Origin of the sequence: Kineosporia rhizophila (genome assembly GCF_021277265.1) — a bacterium.
In the GTDB taxonomy this organism is placed as follows: Bacteria; Actinomycetota; Actinomycetes; order Actinomycetales; family Kineosporiaceae; genus Kineosporia; species Kineosporia rhizophila.
The window spans coordinates 72,695-89,709 of sequence record NZ_JAJSOH010000001.1; the positions used below are offsets into that span (position 1 = coordinate 72,695).

A 17,015-nucleotide genomic window follows, 5' to 3' on the forward strand; every position below is an offset into this window, starting at 1 on the left:
CCGGCTGCCTGAGCAGCCGGGCGTTCCTGGTCTCAGGCCGTGGCGTGGGCCGAGACGGTTCCCCAGCTCCAGCCGGAGATGTGATCGATCCGGCCCCGCCAGAGCACCGGCTCGGTCGGCGGAGTCGGCACGAACGACTCCCCCATCACGTAGCGGGCGTTACGCAGGTGCAGGTACTCGTACTCCTCGGGCTGCGGGTCCTCGCGCAGCGGCTCGATCACCTCGGTGACCGCCTCGTGAAAACCCTTGTCCAGGTAGCGGCGCAGCGACGTCGCGATCGACTCACCGCCGTCCAGGGTCTGGCCCAGCAGCCGCAGCCACTCGTCCTGCCCCACCAGCACTCCGGTGACCAGGGCGCCGTCCACCGACACGGTGATCCCGAGGTCGAACGAGGCCTGCTCGGCGATGCTGGCGAACAGCCGCAGGATCGGGTCGCCCGAGACCGGCGGCGCCGCCTCCAGCATCATCGTCCCGATCGCCATCGTGTCGTCCGTCATACCGCAGTGTTCGGCAGCGAACCGCCGGACCTCAAGCCACAAGGGCCTTTTCCGCCGGGGCGGGGACGGTGGCGGAGGCGCAGGGCTGGCTGGGGTCGAGGGCCACGTCGACGATCTGGTCGAGTTTGGCCCGGACCGTGGCCAGATCGGCCATCTGCCGGTCGATCCGGTCCCGCTCGGCCAGCAGCAGGGCCCGGGTTCCGTCGGTGGCCACGCCGGTGACCGTGCAGGGCAGCAGTTCCTGGATGGTCCGGCTGGAGAGCCCGGCGGCGAACAGCAACTGGATCAGGTTCACCCGCTCGACCGCGGCCTCGGCGTAGTGCCGCTGCCCGCTCGGACTGCGCTCGGAATGCAGCAGGCCCTGCTCCTCGTAGTACCGCAGCGAACGCACACTGACCCCGGACCGGGCCGCCACTTCTCCGATACGCATACCCGAACCTAACATGGACGTCAGGTTCGGGGGGCCGAGGTCAGGCGGTGACGAGAGCCGGCTGCTCGAGCTTGCCGGTCTTCTTCGCCCAGAGCTCGAAGGCCACGGTGGCGAACGGCGGGATCGAGGCGGCCAGCGCGATCAGCGTGGTGAGCACCGACCAGCGCTGGATGCGTGAGACCACCAGGGTCAGCACGACGTAGACCATGAACACCCCGCCGTGGATCGGCCCGAAGATCTGCACCCCGGCCTCGGTCGTCTCGGGCACGTACTTGACGAACATGCCGATCAGCAGGCCGAGCCAGCTGACCGCCTCGGCGAAGGCGACGACGCGGAAGGCAGTGACCACGCGGGAACTCATGACCGGGAATTCTGGCAGACCGGGCGATGTGACCATGCTCGCGCCGCCCGCGGGGAACCCCCGGATGGGCCGTTCAGGTGTCGCCCGGAGCGTGTCACGGTGAGCGATACTACGATCACAGCATGTCAGTCACCGTGATTCTGGCCCGGCACAACGGCCACGGCCGCACCTCCAGCGCCGACTTCTACAACGACGCGCAGAACATCGAGATCACCGACGCCGGGGCCCTCACCGTCGGCTGCGGCTGGCACGAGAACCGGGTCGTGGTGGGCGTCTACCCGGCCGGTGGCTGGCTGACCGCCTACGTGGACGCCGACCGCGAGTGGCGTGACTCCGACCCGCCCCGGGCCGCCTGACTGACAGCGGGCAGCGCGAAGGCCCCTCATCCGCCGCGCGGATGAGGGGCCTCGTCCGCGTGGTCAGGACTTGCGGTTGTACATCCGCAGCGCGATCGGCGAGAAGATCGCGGTGACCACGACCGAGGCGCCGAGCACGAAGAGGATGTCGCCGGAGTCGGGGTTGTCGTTCATCAGGCCCCGGGCCGCCTCGACCAGCAGGGTGACCGGGTTGACGTCGACGAAGGCCTGCAGCCAGCCCGGCATCGTCTCCGGCGGGGCGAACACCGAACTGACGAAGGTGAGCGGGAACAGGACCATCATCGAGATGCCCATCACCGCGTTGGGGGTGCGCACCTTCAGCCCCAGGATCAGCCAGATCCAGCTGAGCGAGAAGCAGAACACCAGCAGCAGCCCCACCGCCCCGACCAGGCCGAAAAGGCCGCCCGGGGGCCGGTAACCGATCAGCACCCCCACCAGCAGCACGATGGTGGAGGCCATCAGGTAGCGCAGGGTGTCGCCGAGCAGGGCCCCGACCAGCAGGGACGGACGCCAGACGGGCAGCGAGCGGATCCGGTCGAAGACGCCCTTCTCGATGTCCTGGTTGATCGTCATCGCCGTGTAGATGGTGATGAAGATGATGCTCTGGACCAGGATGCCGGGCAGCGCGTACTGCAGGTACTCCTTCGGCGAGCCGGAGACCGCGCCGCCGAACACGTAGGTGAACATCAGCGTGAACATGATCGGGAACATGGTCACGTCGAAGAGCTGCTCGGGCACGTGCTTGATCTTCAGCAGGGCCCGCCAGCCGAAGGTCAGCGAGGAGCTGACCGCCCCGGCCCGGGGCGGTCGCTCGGACGAGCCCAGCGCGGCCACGATTTTCGCGTCCATCGTGGTGGGGACGGGCCGGACTGCCTCACCGGTGCTCATACCGGCACCTCCTGCGTCTCTTCGGCCGGCTTGCCGGTCAGGGCCAGGAACACCTCGTCGAGACTGGGCTGGCCGAGCGAGTACTCACTGATCACCAGGCCGTGGTCGCCGACCCGCTGCAGGGCCCCGGCCACCGCGGTGGGGTCGGAGACGCGCAGCGAGATCGAGGCCGGGTCGGACTCCAGCACCGGCTCGGCGCCGAGCGACTCCCCCAGCAGCCGGGCCACCGCGTCGCGGTCGGCCGGATCGGCCACCCGGACCCGGACCGCCCCGGACCCGACCGAGGCCTTGAGCTGACCGCTCGTGCCCTCGGCGATCACCCGGCCGTGGTCGATCACCGCGATCCGGTCGGCCAGCTGGTCGGCCTCCTCCAGGTACTGGGTGGTGAGCAGGATCGTGGTGCCCGCCCCGACCAGGGCCCGGACGATCTCCCAGACCTGGTTGCGGCTGCGCGGGTCGAGACCCGTGGTCGGCTCGTCGAGGAACATCAGGTCGGGCCGCACGACGATGCTGCCGGCGATGTCGATGCGCCGGCGCATACCTCCGGAGTAGGCCTTGACCTGTTTGCTGGCCGCGTCGCTGAGGTCGAACGCGGCCAGTAGCTCGCTCGCCCGGGCCCTCGCCGCCGAGCGCCCGTAGCCGTACAGCCGGCTCAGCAGAATCAGGTTCTCCAGGCCGGTCAGGTCCTCGTCGAGCGAGGCGAACTGACCGGTCATGGCCACCCGGGCGCGGACCTCGGCGGCCTCGCGCACCACGTCGTGGCCGAGCACGGTGGCGGTGCCGCCGTCCGGGTTCAGCAGTGTGGCCAGCATCCGGATGGTGGTGGTCTTGCCGGCCCCGTTGGGACCGAGCACCCCGTACACACCTCCGGTGGGGATCTGCAGATCCACCCCGTCGACGGCCCGCATGTCTCCGAAAACCTTTACCAGACCGGCTGTTTCGATAGCCAGGTCGGTCATCGCACCCCTCCCGAATCGATCGGCACCAACGCGGCACCCACGCGGGTGCGTCAGTAAGGACCGGCCTCGCAGCCGTTTCTCATCGGTGTCCAGCCTGATTCCTGAACCCGTCTCGAGGTCAAGGGGCAGAGTAGACCGGACGGGTGTCCCGGCGCCTGCGAATTCTCCACCAGGCGTAGCGTGAACTCACCGCCAGTAAGGGAGGACGATGATGTCGCTAGGCCCGCCCGACCATCTGAACTGGGACGAAATCGGCCCGGACGACGCCGCGATGCCGACCCGCCCGAGCGAACGGGGCGCGTGGCGCAGCCACGAGCACGACACCTCCGACGACGAGGTGGACGCCGGCGTCACCCGGCTCAATCTGTCCTGAACGGATCCGCCCCGGGCGCGCGCCCTCTCCGATTCAGGACGAGGGTGCGCACCCGGGCGAACAGGCCCGGTCGCGCGGTCGGCGGCGTCGGTTCAGGAACCGGTTCCGGTTCGGGGCGGGCCTGCTGCCAGAGCGCCACCGTCTCGTCCGCGTCGAGCACGCCGACCGCGATCAACGGCCCGTCCATCGGGCGTCGGTACTGATCGAGCAGCCGTGCGTTGAAGTCGGCGACCGTCTCGCGCAGCACCTGCTCCGAGCCGATGGTGGGCAGGGCCTGCAGCAACGCCGCCCGCTCTTTGCGCAGGATCAGCAGGGGCGGCAGCAGAGCCTGCAGGTCACCGCCGGAACGCTCGACCCAGTCGCGGGCCCACTGCTCGGCCGAGAACGGGCGGTCCAGACTGCGCAGCGGCTTGCCGTGGCCGTCGAGGTTGTCGAAGGCGCCGCGCTCGCGGGCCTCGCGCAACTGACGCTCGACCCAGTCCTCGTGCCGCATGTGGGCGGGCTTCTTCTCGGTCATGAGGCTCCCCTCGGCATCCCTGAGGTTCAACGCTGTCCGCCCCGGCGTGTTCCCGGCCCGGACGGCTTTTCCACAGCCCGCCCGGGCCCGGCGGCACCACAACTACAATCGCCCGGGTGACTGCTACCGAGGCGACGACAGACCCGGCTCTCGAGGTGCTGCACCGGGTGTTCGGTTACGACTCGTTCCGCGGCAGCCAGCGCGAGATCGTCGACCAGGTGGTCGGCGGCGGCGATGCACTGGTGCTGATGCCCACCGGCGGCGGCAAGTCACTGTGCTACCAGATCCCCGCCCTGGTGCGGCCCGGCGTCGGCGTCGTCATCTCACCGCTGATCGCCCTCATGCAGGACCAGGTCGACGCCCTGCAGGCGCTCGGGGTGCGAGCCGGCTTCCTCAACTCCAGCCAGGACTACGAGACCCGGCGCGAGGTCGAGAAGGCTTTCCTGGCCGACGAACTCGACCTGCTCTACCTGGCTCCCGAGGCGCTCGGCGGCGGCACCTCGGCCACCTGGCGGCTGCTCGAGCGGGGCAACATCGCCCTGTTCGCGATCGACGAGGCGCACTGCGTGGCCCAGTGGGGGCACGACTTCCGGCCCGACTACCTGGCCCTGTCGATGCTGCACGAGCGCTGGCCCGACGTGCCCCGGATCGCGCTCACCGCCACCGCCACCTCACGCACCCACGACGAGATCGCCCAACGGCTGAACCTGCGCCAGGCCCGGCATTTCGTGGCCAGCTTCGACCGGCCCAACATCCAGTACCGGATCGTGCCGAAGAACTCCCCCACCAAGCAACTGCTCGATCTGCTGCGCACCGAGCACAACGGCGACGCGGGCATCGTCTACTGCCTGTCCCGGGCCTCGGTGGAGAAGACGGCCGAGACGCTGAGTGCGGCCGGCATCCCCGCCCTGCCCTACCACGCCGGCCTCGACCAGCGGGTGCGGGCCACCAACCAGTCGCGGTTCCTGCGCGAGGACGGCCTGGTGATGGTGGCCACGATCGCCTTCGGCATGGGGATCGACAAGCCCGACGTGCGGTTCGTGGCCCACCTCGACCTGCCCAAGTCGATCGAGGGCTACTACCAGGAGACCGGCCGGGCCGGACGCGACGGTCTGCCCTCCACCGCGTGGATGGCCTACGGCATGAACGACGTGGTGCAGCAGCGCCGCATGATCGACGGATCGGAGGGCGACCTGGCCCACCGCCGCATGCTGTCCACCCATCTCGACGCGATGCTGGCGCTGTGCGAGACGGTCGACTGCCGGCGCACCCGGTTGCTCAACTACTTCGGCGAGCAGGCCGAACCGTGCGGCAACTGCGACACCTGCCTGAACCCGCCGCAGACCTGGGACGGCACCGTGCCGGCGCAGAAGCTGCTGTCCACGGTGTACCGGCTGCAGAGCGAGCGGAACCAGAAGTTCGGCGCCGGGCAGTCGATCGACATCCTGCTGGGCAGGAAGACCGAGAAGGTGGCCAAGTTCCGGCACGACCAGCTCAGCGTGTTCGGCATCGGCACCGAGCTGAGCGAGTCGCAGTGGCGCGGGGTGGTGCGGCAGTTGCTGGCCAACAACCTGCTCGCGGTCGAGGGTGAGTACAGCACTCTCACGCTCACCGAGGGCAGCGCCGGGGTGCTGCGCCGCGAGCGCGAGGTGATGATGCGCCGCGAGCCGGAGAAGGCGGCCCGTTCGTCCGGTGGCTCGTCCGGGGGCTCGTCGAAGAAGCCCGTGGTGGAACTGCCGCCCGAGGCCGCGCCGGTGTTCGAGCGGCTGCGGGCCTGGCGCGCGGGGGTGGCCAAGGAGCAGGGGCTGCCCGCCTACGTGATCTTCCACGACAAGACGTTGCGGCAGATCGCCACCCAGCGCCCCGCCACCCTGAGCGCGCTGGGCACGGTCGACGGGGTGGGCCAGGCCAAACTGGAACGCTACGGGGAGCAGGTGCTGGAGGCGCTGGCTTCGGAGTAGAGCGTAAACAACAGACGCCGGTGGCCACCGGCCGCAGTCGGGTCGCGGCCCGAGGTGGCGGGCGATTGCGGACGGGGGTGGCCGGCGATGGGCGGTCGGGTCGCCGGAACAGGGTGGCCGGTCAATTAACGGACGTCGGTGGCCGGGGACCACGGTCGGGGTTCGCCGGGGCCGGTTGGGCGGGTGGGCGGGAGTAGTGAACGCCACGCTGGTGCCGATGATCACGGAACTCGGGCCCGGGACAGGGGGCCCGGGTGTCCCAGGACCTCCGGCCCCTCGATAACGTCCTGTCCAGACATCTGCTCGCCAGGCCGGAGGGCGAGGGGGCCATCCACACGGCAGGCTGAACCGCGAGCAGTGCGCCGCCCGTAATTTGGAGTGCTCGATGACCCGCACCCTGTTGATGGTCCCCACCGGACACGGCTCCGGACTCACCACCACGTGTCTCGGCGTGGTCGCGGCGTTGCAGCAGCGCGGGGTGGACGTCGGCTTCTACAAGCCGCTGGCCCAGTTCCGCGAGCGCGGCGACGTGGCCGACACCTCGACCGCGCTGATCCGGCTGATCTCCACCCTGGAACCGCCGGAGCCGATCCCGGCCAAGCAGGCCGAGCAGCTGCTCAGCGAGAACAGCCTCGACGTGCTGATGCAGCAGGCGGTCGAGGCGGCCGAGCCGCTCCTGGCCGAGCACGACGTGGTGGTCGTGGAGGGCCTGGCCAGCGGCGCCGGCGGGGTCTACTCCGGCCGGGTGAACCTGGCCCTGGCCAAGGCCTTCGACGCGGACGTGGTGCTGGTCAGCGGGGCCGACGTGGACGGTGACGTGTCCCGGACGGCCGGTTCGATGTCGATCACCGCGCAGACCTACCGCGGGGGTGAGCACGACCGGGTGATCGGCGCGATCGTCAACCGGGTCACCGGTTCCACGCCGCAGCAGAAGGCCGAACTGCACCACGCGCTGGCCGACGTGGGGCTGCGGCTGGCCGGGGCGGTGCCGGCCAAGGAGGAGCTGACCTGGCCGCGCACCAGCGACCTGGTCTCCGGGCTGAACGTGAAGGTGCTCAGCCCGGGCGAGTCCGGGCGCCGGGTGAAGGACATCATCATCGCCGCGCAGTCGGTGCCGGGCATGCTGCCGCTGCTGCGCGAGGGCCGCCTGGTGGTGGTCCCGGGTGACCGGCACGACGTGATCCTGGCGGTCTGCCTGGCCGCGATGAACGGGGTGCGGCTGGCCGGCCTGCTGCTGACCGTGGGCATCGAGCCGGACCCGCGGGTGTGGGAGCTGTGCAAGCCCGCCGCCGCGACCGGTCTGCCGATCCTGGTGACCGACGGCTACAGCTACGAGACCGCGCTCACGCTGAACTCTTTCGACCCGGAGATCCCCTCCGACGACCGCGAGCGGGCCCGGATGGCGGCCGCCACGGTGGCCGCGTCGCTCGACCCGGGCTGGATGGCCGACCTGCCGCAGGCCACCCACCTGACCCGGGTCAGCCCGCCTGCGTTCCGGCACCGGCTGACCATGCGGGCGCGGGCGGTGAAGAAGCGGATCGTCCTGCCCGAGGGCAGCGAACCGCGCACGTTGCGCGCGGCCGTGATGTGCCAGCAGCGCGGTATCGCCCAGTGCGTCCTGCTGGCTCCCGAGGAGGAGGTGCGCAAGCAGGCCGAGGGCCTTGGGCTGAAACTGCCCGATGGGCTGGAGATCATCGACCCGACGCACGTGGACCAGCGGTACGTGGACAAGATGGTCGAGGCCCGCAAGCACAAGGGGATGACCCCGGAGCGGGCCCAGGACGAGCTGACCGACCCGATCACGCTCGGCACCATGATGCTGCGGCTGGACGAGGTGGACGGTCTGGTGGCCGGCGCCGTGCACACCACCGCCGCCACCGTGCGCCCGGCCCTGCAACTGCTGGGCACCGCCCCGGGGGCCGAACTGGTCTCGTCGGTGTTCTTCATGTGCCTGCCCGACGAGGTGGTCATCTACGGCGACTGCGCCGTCAACCCCAACCCCACACCGTCGCAGCTGGCCGACATCGCGATCCAGAGTGCGCGCTCGGCCGAGGCTTTCGGGATCGAGCCGCGGGTGGCGATGATCAGCTTCAGCACCGGCAGCTCGGGCTCGGGCACCGACGTGGCGGCCGTCACCGAGGCCACCCGGATCGTGCACGAGCGCGCCCCGGAACTGCTGGCCGACGGCCCACTGCAGTACGACGCGGCCGCCATCTCCTCGGTCGCCCGCAGCAAGGCCCCGGACAGCCCGGTGGCCGGCCGGGCCACGGTCTTCGTGTTCCCCGACCTGAACACCGGGAACACCACCTACAAGGCGGTTCAGCGCAGCGCCGACGTGATCAGCATCGGCCCGATGCTGCAGGGGCTGGCCAAGCCGGTGAACGACCTGTCCCGGGGCGCCCTGGTCGACGACATCGTGTACACGATCGCCCTCACCGCGATCCAGGCCGCCCAGCGCGACTCCTGAGGCCGAGGCCGACCGGAAGGTCGCTGGGGCAGCGACCTTCCGGAACCCGGTCTAGAGCGAGGGCACGCCCACGGCCCGGCCGACGATCTGGCCCTCGTGCAGCAGCCGGTAGGCCTCGGGCACCTGGTCCAGGCTGAAAGTACGCGTCTGGATGTGGATCTGGCCGCGCTGGGCCATGGTCACGAGCTGCCCCAGCTCGGCCCGGCCACCCCAGAGCGAGGTGGAGACGGTGGTGTTGTACGGCACCGACAGGAAGCCGATCTTCACCCCGCCACCTCCGGCGCCGACGATCACCACGTGCGACTCGACGCCGGCGCAGGCCACGGCCAGTTCACTGGTCTTGTCGAGGCCGACGAAGTCGAACACCACATGGGCACCCCGGCCGCCGGTCAGCTTCTTGACCGCCTCGGCCGCCTCCGGCCCGGACGGCAGAACCTCGTGCGCGCCGCACTCCTTGGCCAGGTCGAGCTTCTCCTGGGTCACGTCCATCGCGATGATCCGGGTGCCGGTGAGCTCGCGCAGCAGCTGGACCGCCACGTGCCCGAGCCCGCCCACGCCGATCACCACCGTGGTGCTGCCGCCCCTGAGCTTGGGCAGCACCGAGAGGATGGCCTGGTACGGGGTCAGGGCGGCATCGGTGAGCGAGGCGGCCCGCACCGGGTCGAGGTCACCGATCGGCACCAGACGGCGCGGGGTGTCCACGATCATGTACTCGGCCATCGCACCGTCGGAGCCCAGGCCCGGTGAGTGGGGGCACCTCCCGGCCCTTCAGGGCTGGGGGACATGCCCCGCAGGCAGAGCATTTCCTTTCCGGCAGCGCACATCTCGCACACTCCGCAGCCCCAGCACCCGTGCACGATCACCGGGGCACCGACCTCGATGCCGGTGGCCCCCTCGCCGAGTTCCTCGACGATGCCGGCCGGCTCGTGCCCCAGCGTCATGGGCAGTTCGTAACCCAGGGCGTTCGGCGCGGACATGACGACCTCGTCGGAGTGACAGAGGCCGGCCGCCGTGACCTTCAGCAGGACCTGACCGGGACCGGGCTGCGGTTTGGGAACCTCGACGACCTCGGGGCCCTGGCCGATCTTCCGGTACTGGACGGCTTTCATTGGTTTACCTCTTCCCATGACATCGACAGCGACGCGCTGTCCAGCACGCCAGTCCTTAAACGACAACTGTCGGATCGGGCAGAGGGCCCATAAGCGGCGAACCGCAGCCGTCAGTGCTGTGAGATGCGCCCGCCCTCGACGCAGCGTGAGCAAGATGCTCGATCAGTGACAGTCGGTGAGCCAAACGCAGGGAAGGATCGCGATTACCTTCCGTAACACCCGCGGTCTGTGGCGAACTTGGTGTCACACAGAGCGACCGAAACGGCCTCCTCGACGACGAGAAGCCGCTCGGCCGACACCCATCGTCACGCAATGGGGTTCCATGTCCAGACCGCGCACCATCCTGTCCCATGGCCGGCGTCCGTCCCAGACGCCTCGCCGTAACGGCTCCTCCGAAGGCAACCGCCGTGTCCCCGGCCTCGCCCCGAAGCGCCGCCTGAAGCACACCGCCCTGGTGGCCTCGGCCCTGTCCCTCCCGCTGCTCCTGAGCGGCTGCTCGATGGAGTGGGCCTCGATGAGCCCGTCCGTCTCGATGGCGAAGACCGACGTCAAGAGCGTCGCCTCGGTGACGAAGCCGTCGCCCACGGCCACCCCGAGCGCCTCGAGCACTCCGGCGGCCACCGCGAGCACCGACCCCTTCGCCGACGGCGAACTGGCCGAGGGCTCGCTGAAGCACAGCAAGCCGGTCGGTGACCACGCCCTGGTCATCATCTACTGGACCGACGGGACCAGCACGGATGTGTACCTGTCGGCCGAACTGGAAGGCGCCGACCGCGAGCACGCGGTCAAGGTGACCCGCTTCGCCGCCACCCTGAGCAGTGACGGAACCGAGACGCCGCTCGCCGACGACCAGGGCGAGTTCGTGCTCACCCCGCCGTTCTCCTACACCTCCGCGCTGGCCCTGCCCGCGGGCACCGCGGAGACCGGCACCACCCTCGACATCCGCTTCGACCTCCTGGTCGAGACCGCGCCCGGCTCGGGCGCCTTCTACCGTCAGACCGTGCTCGACACCGTCGCGCTGAACGCCGGTTCCACCCGTTCAAGCAGCGAGGTCGTCAGTGAAGGAGCAGCCCAGTGAGCAGCAACGAGATCCTCATCGCCCGTGAGCCCGGCGAGGTCCACGTGGTCACCGACGTGCCCGCCGGCCGCACCCCGCAGGCCGTCGACCACCGGCCCTTCCACCAGCGGATGATCGACGCCGGTCAGCAGGCCGCCGCCCGCGCCCTGAACCTGCCGGCCCAGCCCGGGCCGGTCACCGGCGGGCGGGTCGGCGACCTCGAGGTGATCCGGCACGCCCGGATCGCCTGCGTGATCCCGGCCTACAACGAGCAGGACAGCATCGCCGACGTGCTGGAGTCGCTGCTGGCCCAGACCCGGCTGCCGGACGTGATCCACGTGGTGGTGAACAACACCGACGACGACACCGTGGAGATCGCCACCCGCTACGTGGGCAAGCACCGCCGCACGGTCAAGGGCACCACCTACGAGACCAGCATCCACGTGCACGACATGGGCGTGAACCCGGACAAGAAGGTCGGCGCGCTGAACTTCGGCTTCCGTCTGGCCCGCGGCTACGACTACCTGCTGGGCGTCGACGGCGACACCACGGCCGACCGTCGCGCGGTGGAGTGGCTGGAGAAGGAGATCGTCGACGACCCGCGGATCGGCGGCATCTCGGCCATCTACTCGATCGACAAGGCCAAGATCGAGGGCGGCATGGCCAAGTTCCTGGTGGCCGGCCAGCGCGCCCAGTTCGCCGGCTTCAACATGGACAACCTGCTGCGCGGCCGGAACATGGCGGTGCTCGGCGGCCAGTTCAGCATCTTCTCGATGCACGCCCTGCAGACCGTGATGATCCGCGACCACCAGCACACCCCCTGGGTGCGCGACTCCGAGGTCGAGGACTCCAAGCTCAGCCTGCAGATCCGCGACGCCGGCTTCAGCACCAAGATCAGCGCCCGGGCCCGGGCCTACGTCGGCGCGATGACCGACCTGCGGGCGCTGCACGGCCAGCAGGTGAAGTGGAACTACGGCGCCATCGACCTGATGTGGCCGGGCCAGCGCGGTGACACCAAGGGCCAGCCGCTGCACCCGAACCTGCGGCTGCGCTGGTTCGAGAACGTCTCGATGCTCTCGAACATCTTCAGCCGGATGAGCTTCCTGCTGCTGCTGGCCGCGGCGCTGTCGATCGACGCCTTCGTGTTCAACCCGGTCTGGCTGATCCCGCCGGTGATCGCCCTGGTGCTGAACCTGCGCCTGGCCCTGGCCATGCACGACAAGTCGGCCTCGGACATCGCCTACGCGTTCCTGCTGCCGTCGGAGATCTACATGTGGATCCGGATCGGCCACTTCCTCTCGGCCTGGACCCAGTTCTTCGCCCGGGTGGAGAAGGACAACTGGGCGGCCCAGGCGGCGGCCGAGAAGGGTCGCGGCGCGGCCTACATCTTCCCGCTGGTGGTCTTCGCGGCGGTGTTCGGCCTGCTGATCCTGGCCTGGAGCCAGCAGTCGATCGGGGTGCAGGCGGCGATCCTGTCGCTGGGCTGGCCGGTGCTCTACATCTTCACCGTGGTGCAGACGCTGTTCATGGCCCGCAAGGTGTTCCGCCGGCAGCGGGGTTTCACGGTCTGAGCCCCCGGCCGAGCGGACCCCGGTCCTGACCACCCACGGGTGGGACGGGACATCCCGCCCGCGCAGGTTGCAGGACCGGGCAGTCGGCGGCGGCCGGTGCCGGAGACGTCAGGGGGCGTGACCCTGCCGTCTCGGCACCGGCCGCCGCTGCCGTTTGCCAAGGCCCGGGTCCGGCAACCGCGGTGCCCCCGGGTACCTGGAGCAGGCCTCGGTGCACCCGAAAGACATCTGCAGTCAATATTTCTCACTTACCCCTGAAACCATGATCATCATATCCTCAGGTCCGACCGTTTTCCGGATCCTCGGGGGATTCATGGAATCGAGTGAGTCGCTTCACCCAGCCGTACCCTCAAGACCTACCGAGCAGTGTCGATCGGGTTCGTGTGGCCCTCGACGTGATGAACACCGCCGAATGACCCGTCCGAGCTTCCGCCGGTTCGCCGGCGGCCTGATCGCCTGCTGCACCGCCGTGTCCGGGCTCGCCCTCGGCACCGCCGTCTCCGCCTCCGCCGGAGCTTCGTCCGCGCACGCTCCGCAGGTCACCGGCGTCCAGAAGGCCACCCGCTGCGTGAGCACCCCGTTCCGCAGCCAGCCGGCCAAGACCCTCTGGTACCGCATCCCCTCGGTGGTGCGCACCAACGCGGGCACGCTGCTGGCCTTCGCCGAGGCCCGGGACAACAGCGACGCCAGCGACATGGGCGACTACGACATCGCCCTGGCCCGCTCCACCGACGGTGGCTGCTCCTGGAGCGAGCCCCGGGTGATCGCCAGCGACGCCGCCAACCGGGTGGCCAGCCCCTCGGCCATGGTCGACCGGGAGACCGGCAAGATCCTGCTGTTCTCCAACATCACCGAGCGCCCGAACTCCGGCGGCCGGGGCAAGGGCCTGTACCTGCAGACCAGCACCGACGACGGCAAGTCGTTCTCCCCGCTGCTGGCCAACCAGATCCGGCCGAACGACGACATCCGGGGCGGCATGCCCGGCCCGGGTCACGGCATCCAGCTGACCCGCACCAACAAGGGCCGCCTGGTCGTCCCGGTGGTCTACCGCACCAAGGAGGGCGTCTACGGCGCCTACGGCATCTACAGCGACGACCACGGCAAGTCCTGGCAGGTCGGCTACCACCAGCTGGACCACAGCCGTAAGCAGAACTGGATCGAGGGCACGGTCGCCGAGACGGACAACGGCGACGTGTTCATCAGCTACCGGGCCGGCCGCCACGGCACTCCGGCCGGGCAGGCCCGGGTCTGGGGGATCTCCAAGGACGGTGGCCGGTCGCTGGCCGGCAAGGGGCTGACCCGGTCCAAGCTGCCGGTGGTCTCGGTGCAGGGCAGCGCGCTGGTCCCCACCGGACGCTACGACGACGTTCTGCTCTACTCCTCCCCGGCCGAGCGGGACCGCAACCTCCGGCGGGACATGTCGATCTTCGTGAGCGACACCGGTGGCCGCACCTGGGACAGCCGCTACCAGATGAAGCTGCACAGCACCCCGGCCGCGTACTCGGACCTGGTGCAGCTCGGCAGCAACCTCGGCATCCTCTACGAGACCGGGGTGGTGGGCTGGAAGGAAGAGATCGTCTTCGAGACCGTCCCGATCTCCCAGGTGCTCAACCCCACCAAGGTCGGCTCGCGGATGAGCTTCTACCGCAACCCCCGGCCGGTGCCCGCCTCGCAGAACGCCAAGGCCCAGGTACGGATCAAGGTTCCGGGCACGGCTCGGCCCCAGGGCCGGGTGACCCTGACCGCGACCGCCGACAACGGCCGTAAGAGCAGCGCTTCGGTCGACCTGACCTACTCCAACCGGGGATCGCGCTGGGTGGTGCTGCCCAAGCTGGACACTGGCACCTACCGGCTCACGCTCACCTACTCGGGCACCGTGCGGATCAAGGGCACCACGGTCTCGGCCGGCACCCTCCGAGTGACCCGGTGAGTTCAACGACAAATCCGGTGAACCGGCGGCAACCGCCATACTCGGTGCGTGCTGCACACCGGTAACCGGCCGAACGGCCGCAGAGCCCGGCTCCTGCCCATGATGGCAGCCGGGCTCTGCGCTGTATTGGCGTCCTGTTCGTCCGGAACCACAACACCAGTGGACGATGTGAGCGAGACAGGCGCACCGGCGTCCTCAAGCAGTTCAGAGGCAACCACCCCGGCAGCCGCACCCACCCCCGCGACCGAGCGTTTCAGTCTGGTGGCGACCGGGGACGTCCTGTTGCACGAATCGCTGTGGGATCAGGCGACGAAGGACGCCCGGCGCACCGGGTCGGGGTCGATGGACTTCGGTCCGATGCTGGCTGGGGTGAAACCGTACGTCGACGCGGCCGATGTCGCGCTGTGCCATCTGGAGACCCCGCTGGCCCCCGAGGGCGGCCCGTACTCGGCCTACCCGATGTTCTCCGGACCGCCCGAGATCGCCGACGGCCTGGCCGCCACCGGATACGACGTGTGCAGCACGGCCAGCAACCACACGTTCGACAAGGGCGCCGACGGGGTGGACCGCACGCTCGACGGCCTCGACGAGGCGGGGATCGAGCACGCCGGTTCGGCCCGCACCGAGAAGGAGTCGCGGCGGATCACCCGGCTCGACGTGAACGGGGTCAGCGTCGCCTTCCTCTCGTACACCTACGGTTTCAACGGCATGGACTGGCCCGACGGGCAGACCTGGCGGTCCAACCTGATCTCGCCGGAGCGGATCCTGCGCGATGCCACCCGGGCCCGCAAACAGGGGGCCGACGTGGTGGTGGCGGCGATGCACTGGGGCACGGAATACGATCAGTCGCCCTCCTCGCAGCAGACTTCACTGGCTCCCGAACTGGCCCGCTCGGGCAAGCTCGACCTGATCATCAGCCACCACGCGCACGTGGTCGAGCCGGTGACCCGGATCGGCAAGACCTGGGTGGTCTACGGCCTGGGCAACCTGATCGCCGACCACTCCACCCCCGGCGACCCCAACGCCGAAGGGCTGCTCACCCGCTTCACCTTCGAACGCCCGGCCGGTGCCCGCCGGTTCACCGTGCAGCAGGCCGAGTACGTGCCGTTGCTGATGACCAAGCAGCCGCCCTATCGGGTGCTCGACGTGCGTAAGGCGCTGCGCACGAAGAAGTACGGCTCGACCGACCGCGCCCGGCTGCTCGAGGCGCTGCGCCGCACCACCTCGGTCGTGGAAAGCCTGAAGGGGGCGAAGAAGGGGCTCACCCCGGCCGCGATCCCCTAGGGCCTGTCCTGCGCCTCGATCAGGTCCGAAGTGCGGGATTCGGCCCGGCCCGGTTGACTTCCCCCCATGTGGCTGGTGCTCGCTCTGGGCGGTGCGGTCGTCGTCCTCACCGGCTGGCTACCGGCCGACACGGCCTACGACGTGGCAGTGGAACGTGCCGTACCGGTCATGGTCTTCCTGGTCGCGATCACGGTGCTGGCCGACCTGGCCGAGAAGGCCGGGGTCTTCGACGCGGCCGCGCGGGTCTGTGCCCGGCTGGCCCGCGGCTCCACCGTGCGGCTGTTCCTGCTCGTGGCCGGGCTCGGCACCCTGACCACGATCGGGATGAGCCTGGACACCACGGCCGTGCTGCTCACCCCGGTGGTCCTGACCATCACCGACAAGCTGGGCCTGCGGCCGCTGCCGTTCGCCCTGCTCGTGGTCTGGCTGGCCAACACTTCCAGCCTGCTGCTGCCGGTCTCGAACCTGACCAACCTCCTGGCCGTGGACCGGCTCGGCGTGCACCCGGGCGAGTTCCTGGCCCGGATGGCCCTGCCGGAACTGGCCTGTGTCCTGGTCACCGTGCTCTACCTGGGGCTGATCCACCACCGTGACCTGCGGGGTGGTTTCGACCCGCCCGAGACCGTGCCCCCGCCGGACATCTGGACCTTCCGGATCTGCGCCGCGGCCTGCCTGGCCCTGGCCCCGGGCGTGATCATCGGCATCGAACCGTGGATCGTGGCCGTGCCCTGTGCCGCCGCTGCGGTGGCGGTGTTCGCCGTCCGTTCGCCGCACAGCCTGGGTCTGGACCTGCTCCCCTGGCGGATCGTGCTGCTCACCGAGGGCTTGTTCCTGGTGGTCACCGCGGTGACGGTGCACGGCGGCCGGGAGCTGATCGAGAACCTGGCCGGTGACTCCACCCTGGCCACGGTGTTCACCGCCGGGGCGGCGGCCAACTTGGTCAACAACCTGCCTGCCTACCTGGCCGTGGAGTCCGCGGTGCCGCAGGGCGCGACCACGCAACTGTTGGCCGCTCTGATCGGCACGAACGCCGGTCCGCTGATCCTGGTCTGGGGCTCACTCGCCACCCTGTTGTGGAGGGAACGCTGCCGGGCTCGCGGGGTGCAGATCAGTGCCCTGCGGTTCGCCCTGGTCGGACTGGGCGGGGTGCCTCTGGTGCTGCTCGCCGGCTGGGCGGCCCTGCTCGTCACCGCCTGAGCGCGCTGGAATTCGGGTGACCGGGTCCGCGCCGGAG

The 17,015-nt window shown here is 69.9% G+C and carries 15 protein-coding genes and 1 pseudogene; 9 read left to right on the forward strand and 7 right to left on the reverse strand.

What is annotated here, in order from left to right; genetic code table 11:
• Positions 1–32 precede the first annotated feature (32 nt).
• From gvpU to LWF15_RS00320, 3 genes are read right to left on the reverse strand one after another with little or no spacing between them, the layout of a single operon-like run.
• Positions 33–497 (reverse strand): gas vesicle accessory protein GvpU, encoded by a 465-nt coding sequence (gene gvpU, locus LWF15_RS00310; RefSeq protein ID WP_232808261.1) that lies wholly within the window; start codon positions 495–497, stop codon positions 33–35.
• Between the two features lie 31 nt (positions 498–528).
• The gene (locus tag LWF15_RS00315; RefSeq protein ID WP_232808262.1) at positions 529–927 is read right to left on the reverse strand and encodes a MerR family transcriptional regulator; all 399 of its coding nucleotides are present in this window, start codon (positions 925–927) and stop codon (positions 529–531) included.
• Positions 928–967: 40 nt separating this feature from the next.
• Positions 968–1,288 carry a DUF3817 domain-containing protein gene (locus LWF15_RS00320; protein ID WP_232808263.1) on the reverse strand — a complete coding sequence of 107 codons (321 nt, stop codon included), beginning with the start codon at positions 1,286–1,288 and terminating at the stop codon, positions 968–970.
• Between the two features lie 122 nt (positions 1,289–1,410).
• On the opposite strand from LWF15_RS00320, the gene LWF15_RS00325 reads away from it, so the two are divergent.
• Entirely contained in the window at positions 1,411–1,644 is a 234-nt protein-coding gene (locus LWF15_RS00325) for a hypothetical protein (RefSeq protein WP_232808264.1), read from the forward strand.
• A gap of 63 nt (positions 1,645–1,707) precedes the next feature.
• Here LWF15_RS00325 and LWF15_RS00330 read toward each other — a convergent pair whose 3' ends face one another.
• Positions 1,708–2,514, reverse strand: coding sequence for an ABC transporter permease (locus LWF15_RS00330; protein WP_408622462.1), 807 nt, complete (start codon positions 2,512–2,514; stop codon positions 1,708–1,710).
• Between the two features lie 35 nt (positions 2,515–2,549).
• The gene (locus tag LWF15_RS00335) at positions 2,550–3,512 is read right to left on the reverse strand and encodes an ATP-binding cassette domain-containing protein (RefSeq protein ID WP_232808266.1); all 963 of its coding nucleotides are present in this window, start codon (positions 3,510–3,512) and stop codon (positions 2,550–2,552) included.
• 211 nt (positions 3,513–3,723) lie between these two features.
• Here LWF15_RS00335 and LWF15_RS00340 point away from each other — a divergent pair, with 211 nt between their 5' ends.
• Positions 3,724–3,885 carry a hypothetical protein gene (locus tag LWF15_RS00340; RefSeq protein WP_232808267.1) on the forward strand — a complete coding sequence of 54 codons (162 nt, stop codon included), beginning with the start codon at positions 3,724–3,726 and terminating at the stop codon, positions 3,883–3,885.
• Here the strand turns inward: LWF15_RS00340 and LWF15_RS00345 are convergent.
• Entirely contained in the window at positions 3,872–4,402 is a 531-nt protein-coding gene (locus tag LWF15_RS00345) for a DnaJ family domain-containing protein (protein WP_232808268.1), read from the reverse strand. The genes LWF15_RS00340 and LWF15_RS00345 overlap by 14 nt on opposite strands.
• A 116-nt stretch (positions 4,403–4,518) precedes the next feature.
• Here LWF15_RS00345 and recQ point away from each other — a divergent pair, with 116 nt between their 5' ends.
• Entirely contained in the window at positions 4,519–6,363 is a 1,845-nt protein-coding gene (gene recQ / locus LWF15_RS00350; protein WP_232808269.1) for a DNA helicase RecQ, read from the forward strand.
• A 385-nt stretch (positions 6,364–6,748) separates the two neighbouring features.
• Positions 6,749–8,830 (forward strand): phosphate acetyltransferase, encoded by a 2,082-nt coding sequence (pta, locus tag LWF15_RS00355; RefSeq protein WP_232808270.1) that lies wholly within the window; start codon positions 6,749–6,751, stop codon positions 8,828–8,830.
• 51 nt (positions 8,831–8,881) lie between these two features.
• Here the strand turns inward: pta and LWF15_RS38035 are convergent.
• Positions 8,882–9,939: pseudogene (locus tag LWF15_RS38035) on the reverse strand (NAD(P)-dependent alcohol dehydrogenase).
• 322 nt (positions 9,940–10,261) lie between these two features.
• Between LWF15_RS38035 and LWF15_RS00370 the strand changes: the two are divergent.
• The 5 genes from LWF15_RS00370 to LWF15_RS00390 all read left to right on the forward strand — a co-directional run bounded on the left by LWF15_RS00370 (position 10,262) and on the right by LWF15_RS00390 (position 16,978).
• Positions 10,262–11,017 (forward strand): hypothetical protein, encoded by a 756-nt coding sequence (locus LWF15_RS00370; RefSeq protein ID WP_232808273.1) that lies wholly within the window; start codon positions 10,262–10,264, stop codon positions 11,015–11,017.
• On the forward strand, positions 11,014–12,567 hold the full coding sequence (locus LWF15_RS00375) for a glycosyltransferase family 2 protein (protein WP_232808274.1): 1,554 nt from the start codon (positions 11,014–11,016) through the stop codon (positions 12,565–12,567). Before LWF15_RS00370 ends, LWF15_RS00375 begins: the two co-directional genes overlap by 4 nt.
• A 412-nt stretch (positions 12,568–12,979) precedes the next feature.
• Positions 12,980–14,497, forward strand: a complete 1,518-nt coding sequence (locus LWF15_RS00380; protein ID WP_232808275.1) for a sialidase family protein — start codon at positions 12,980–12,982, stop codon at positions 14,495–14,497.
• 261 nt (positions 14,498–14,758) lie between these two features.
• Positions 14,759–15,781, forward strand: a complete 1,023-nt coding sequence (locus LWF15_RS00385) for a CapA family protein (protein WP_232808276.1) — start codon at positions 14,759–14,761, stop codon at positions 15,779–15,781.
• A gap of 66 nt (positions 15,782–15,847) precedes the next feature.
• Positions 15,848–16,978: an SLC13 family permease gene (locus tag LWF15_RS00390; RefSeq protein ID WP_232808277.1), complete on the forward strand. Its 1,131-nt coding sequence runs from the start codon at positions 15,848–15,850 to the stop codon at positions 16,976–16,978.
• Positions 16,979–17,015 lie beyond the last annotated feature (37 nt).

Coding starts and splice junctions, on each gene's coding strand:
- gvpU (WP_232808261.1), bottom strand. CDS start 497: ATGACGGACGACACGATGGCGATCGGGACGATGATGCTGGAGGCGGCG.
- LWF15_RS00315 (WP_232808262.1), bottom strand. CDS start 927: ATGCGTATCGGAGAAGTGGCGGCCCGGTCCGGGGTCAGTGTGCGTTCG.
- LWF15_RS00320 (WP_232808263.1), bottom strand. CDS start 1,288: ATGAGTTCCCGCGTGGTCACTGCCTTCCGCGTCGTCGCCTTCGCCGAG.
- LWF15_RS00325 (WP_232808264.1), top strand. CDS start 1,411: ATGTCAGTCACCGTGATTCTGGCCCGGCACAACGGCCACGGCCGCACC.
- LWF15_RS00330 (WP_408622462.1), bottom strand. CDS start 2,514: ATGGACGCGAAAATCGTGGCCGCGCTGGGCTCGTCCGAGCGACCGCCC.
- LWF15_RS00335 (WP_232808266.1), bottom strand. CDS start 3,512: ATGACCGACCTGGCTATCGAAACAGCCGGTCTGGTAAAGGTTTTCGGA.
- LWF15_RS00340 (WP_232808267.1), top strand. CDS start 3,724: ATGTCGCTAGGCCCGCCCGACCATCTGAACTGGGACGAAATCGGCCCG.
- LWF15_RS00345 (WP_232808268.1), bottom strand. CDS start 4,402: ATGACCGAGAAGAAGCCCGCCCACATGCGGCACGAGGACTGGGTCGAG.
- pta (WP_232808270.1), top strand. CDS start 6,749: ATGACCCGCACCCTGTTGATGGTCCCCACCGGACACGGCTCCGGACTC.
- LWF15_RS00370 (WP_232808273.1), top strand. CDS start 10,262: ATGTCCAGACCGCGCACCATCCTGTCCCATGGCCGGCGTCCGTCCCAG.
- LWF15_RS00380 (WP_232808275.1), top strand. CDS start 12,980: ATGACCCGTCCGAGCTTCCGCCGGTTCGCCGGCGGCCTGATCGCCTGC.
- LWF15_RS00390 (WP_232808277.1), top strand. CDS start 15,848: ATGTGGCTGGTGCTCGCTCTGGGCGGTGCGGTCGTCGTCCTCACCGGC.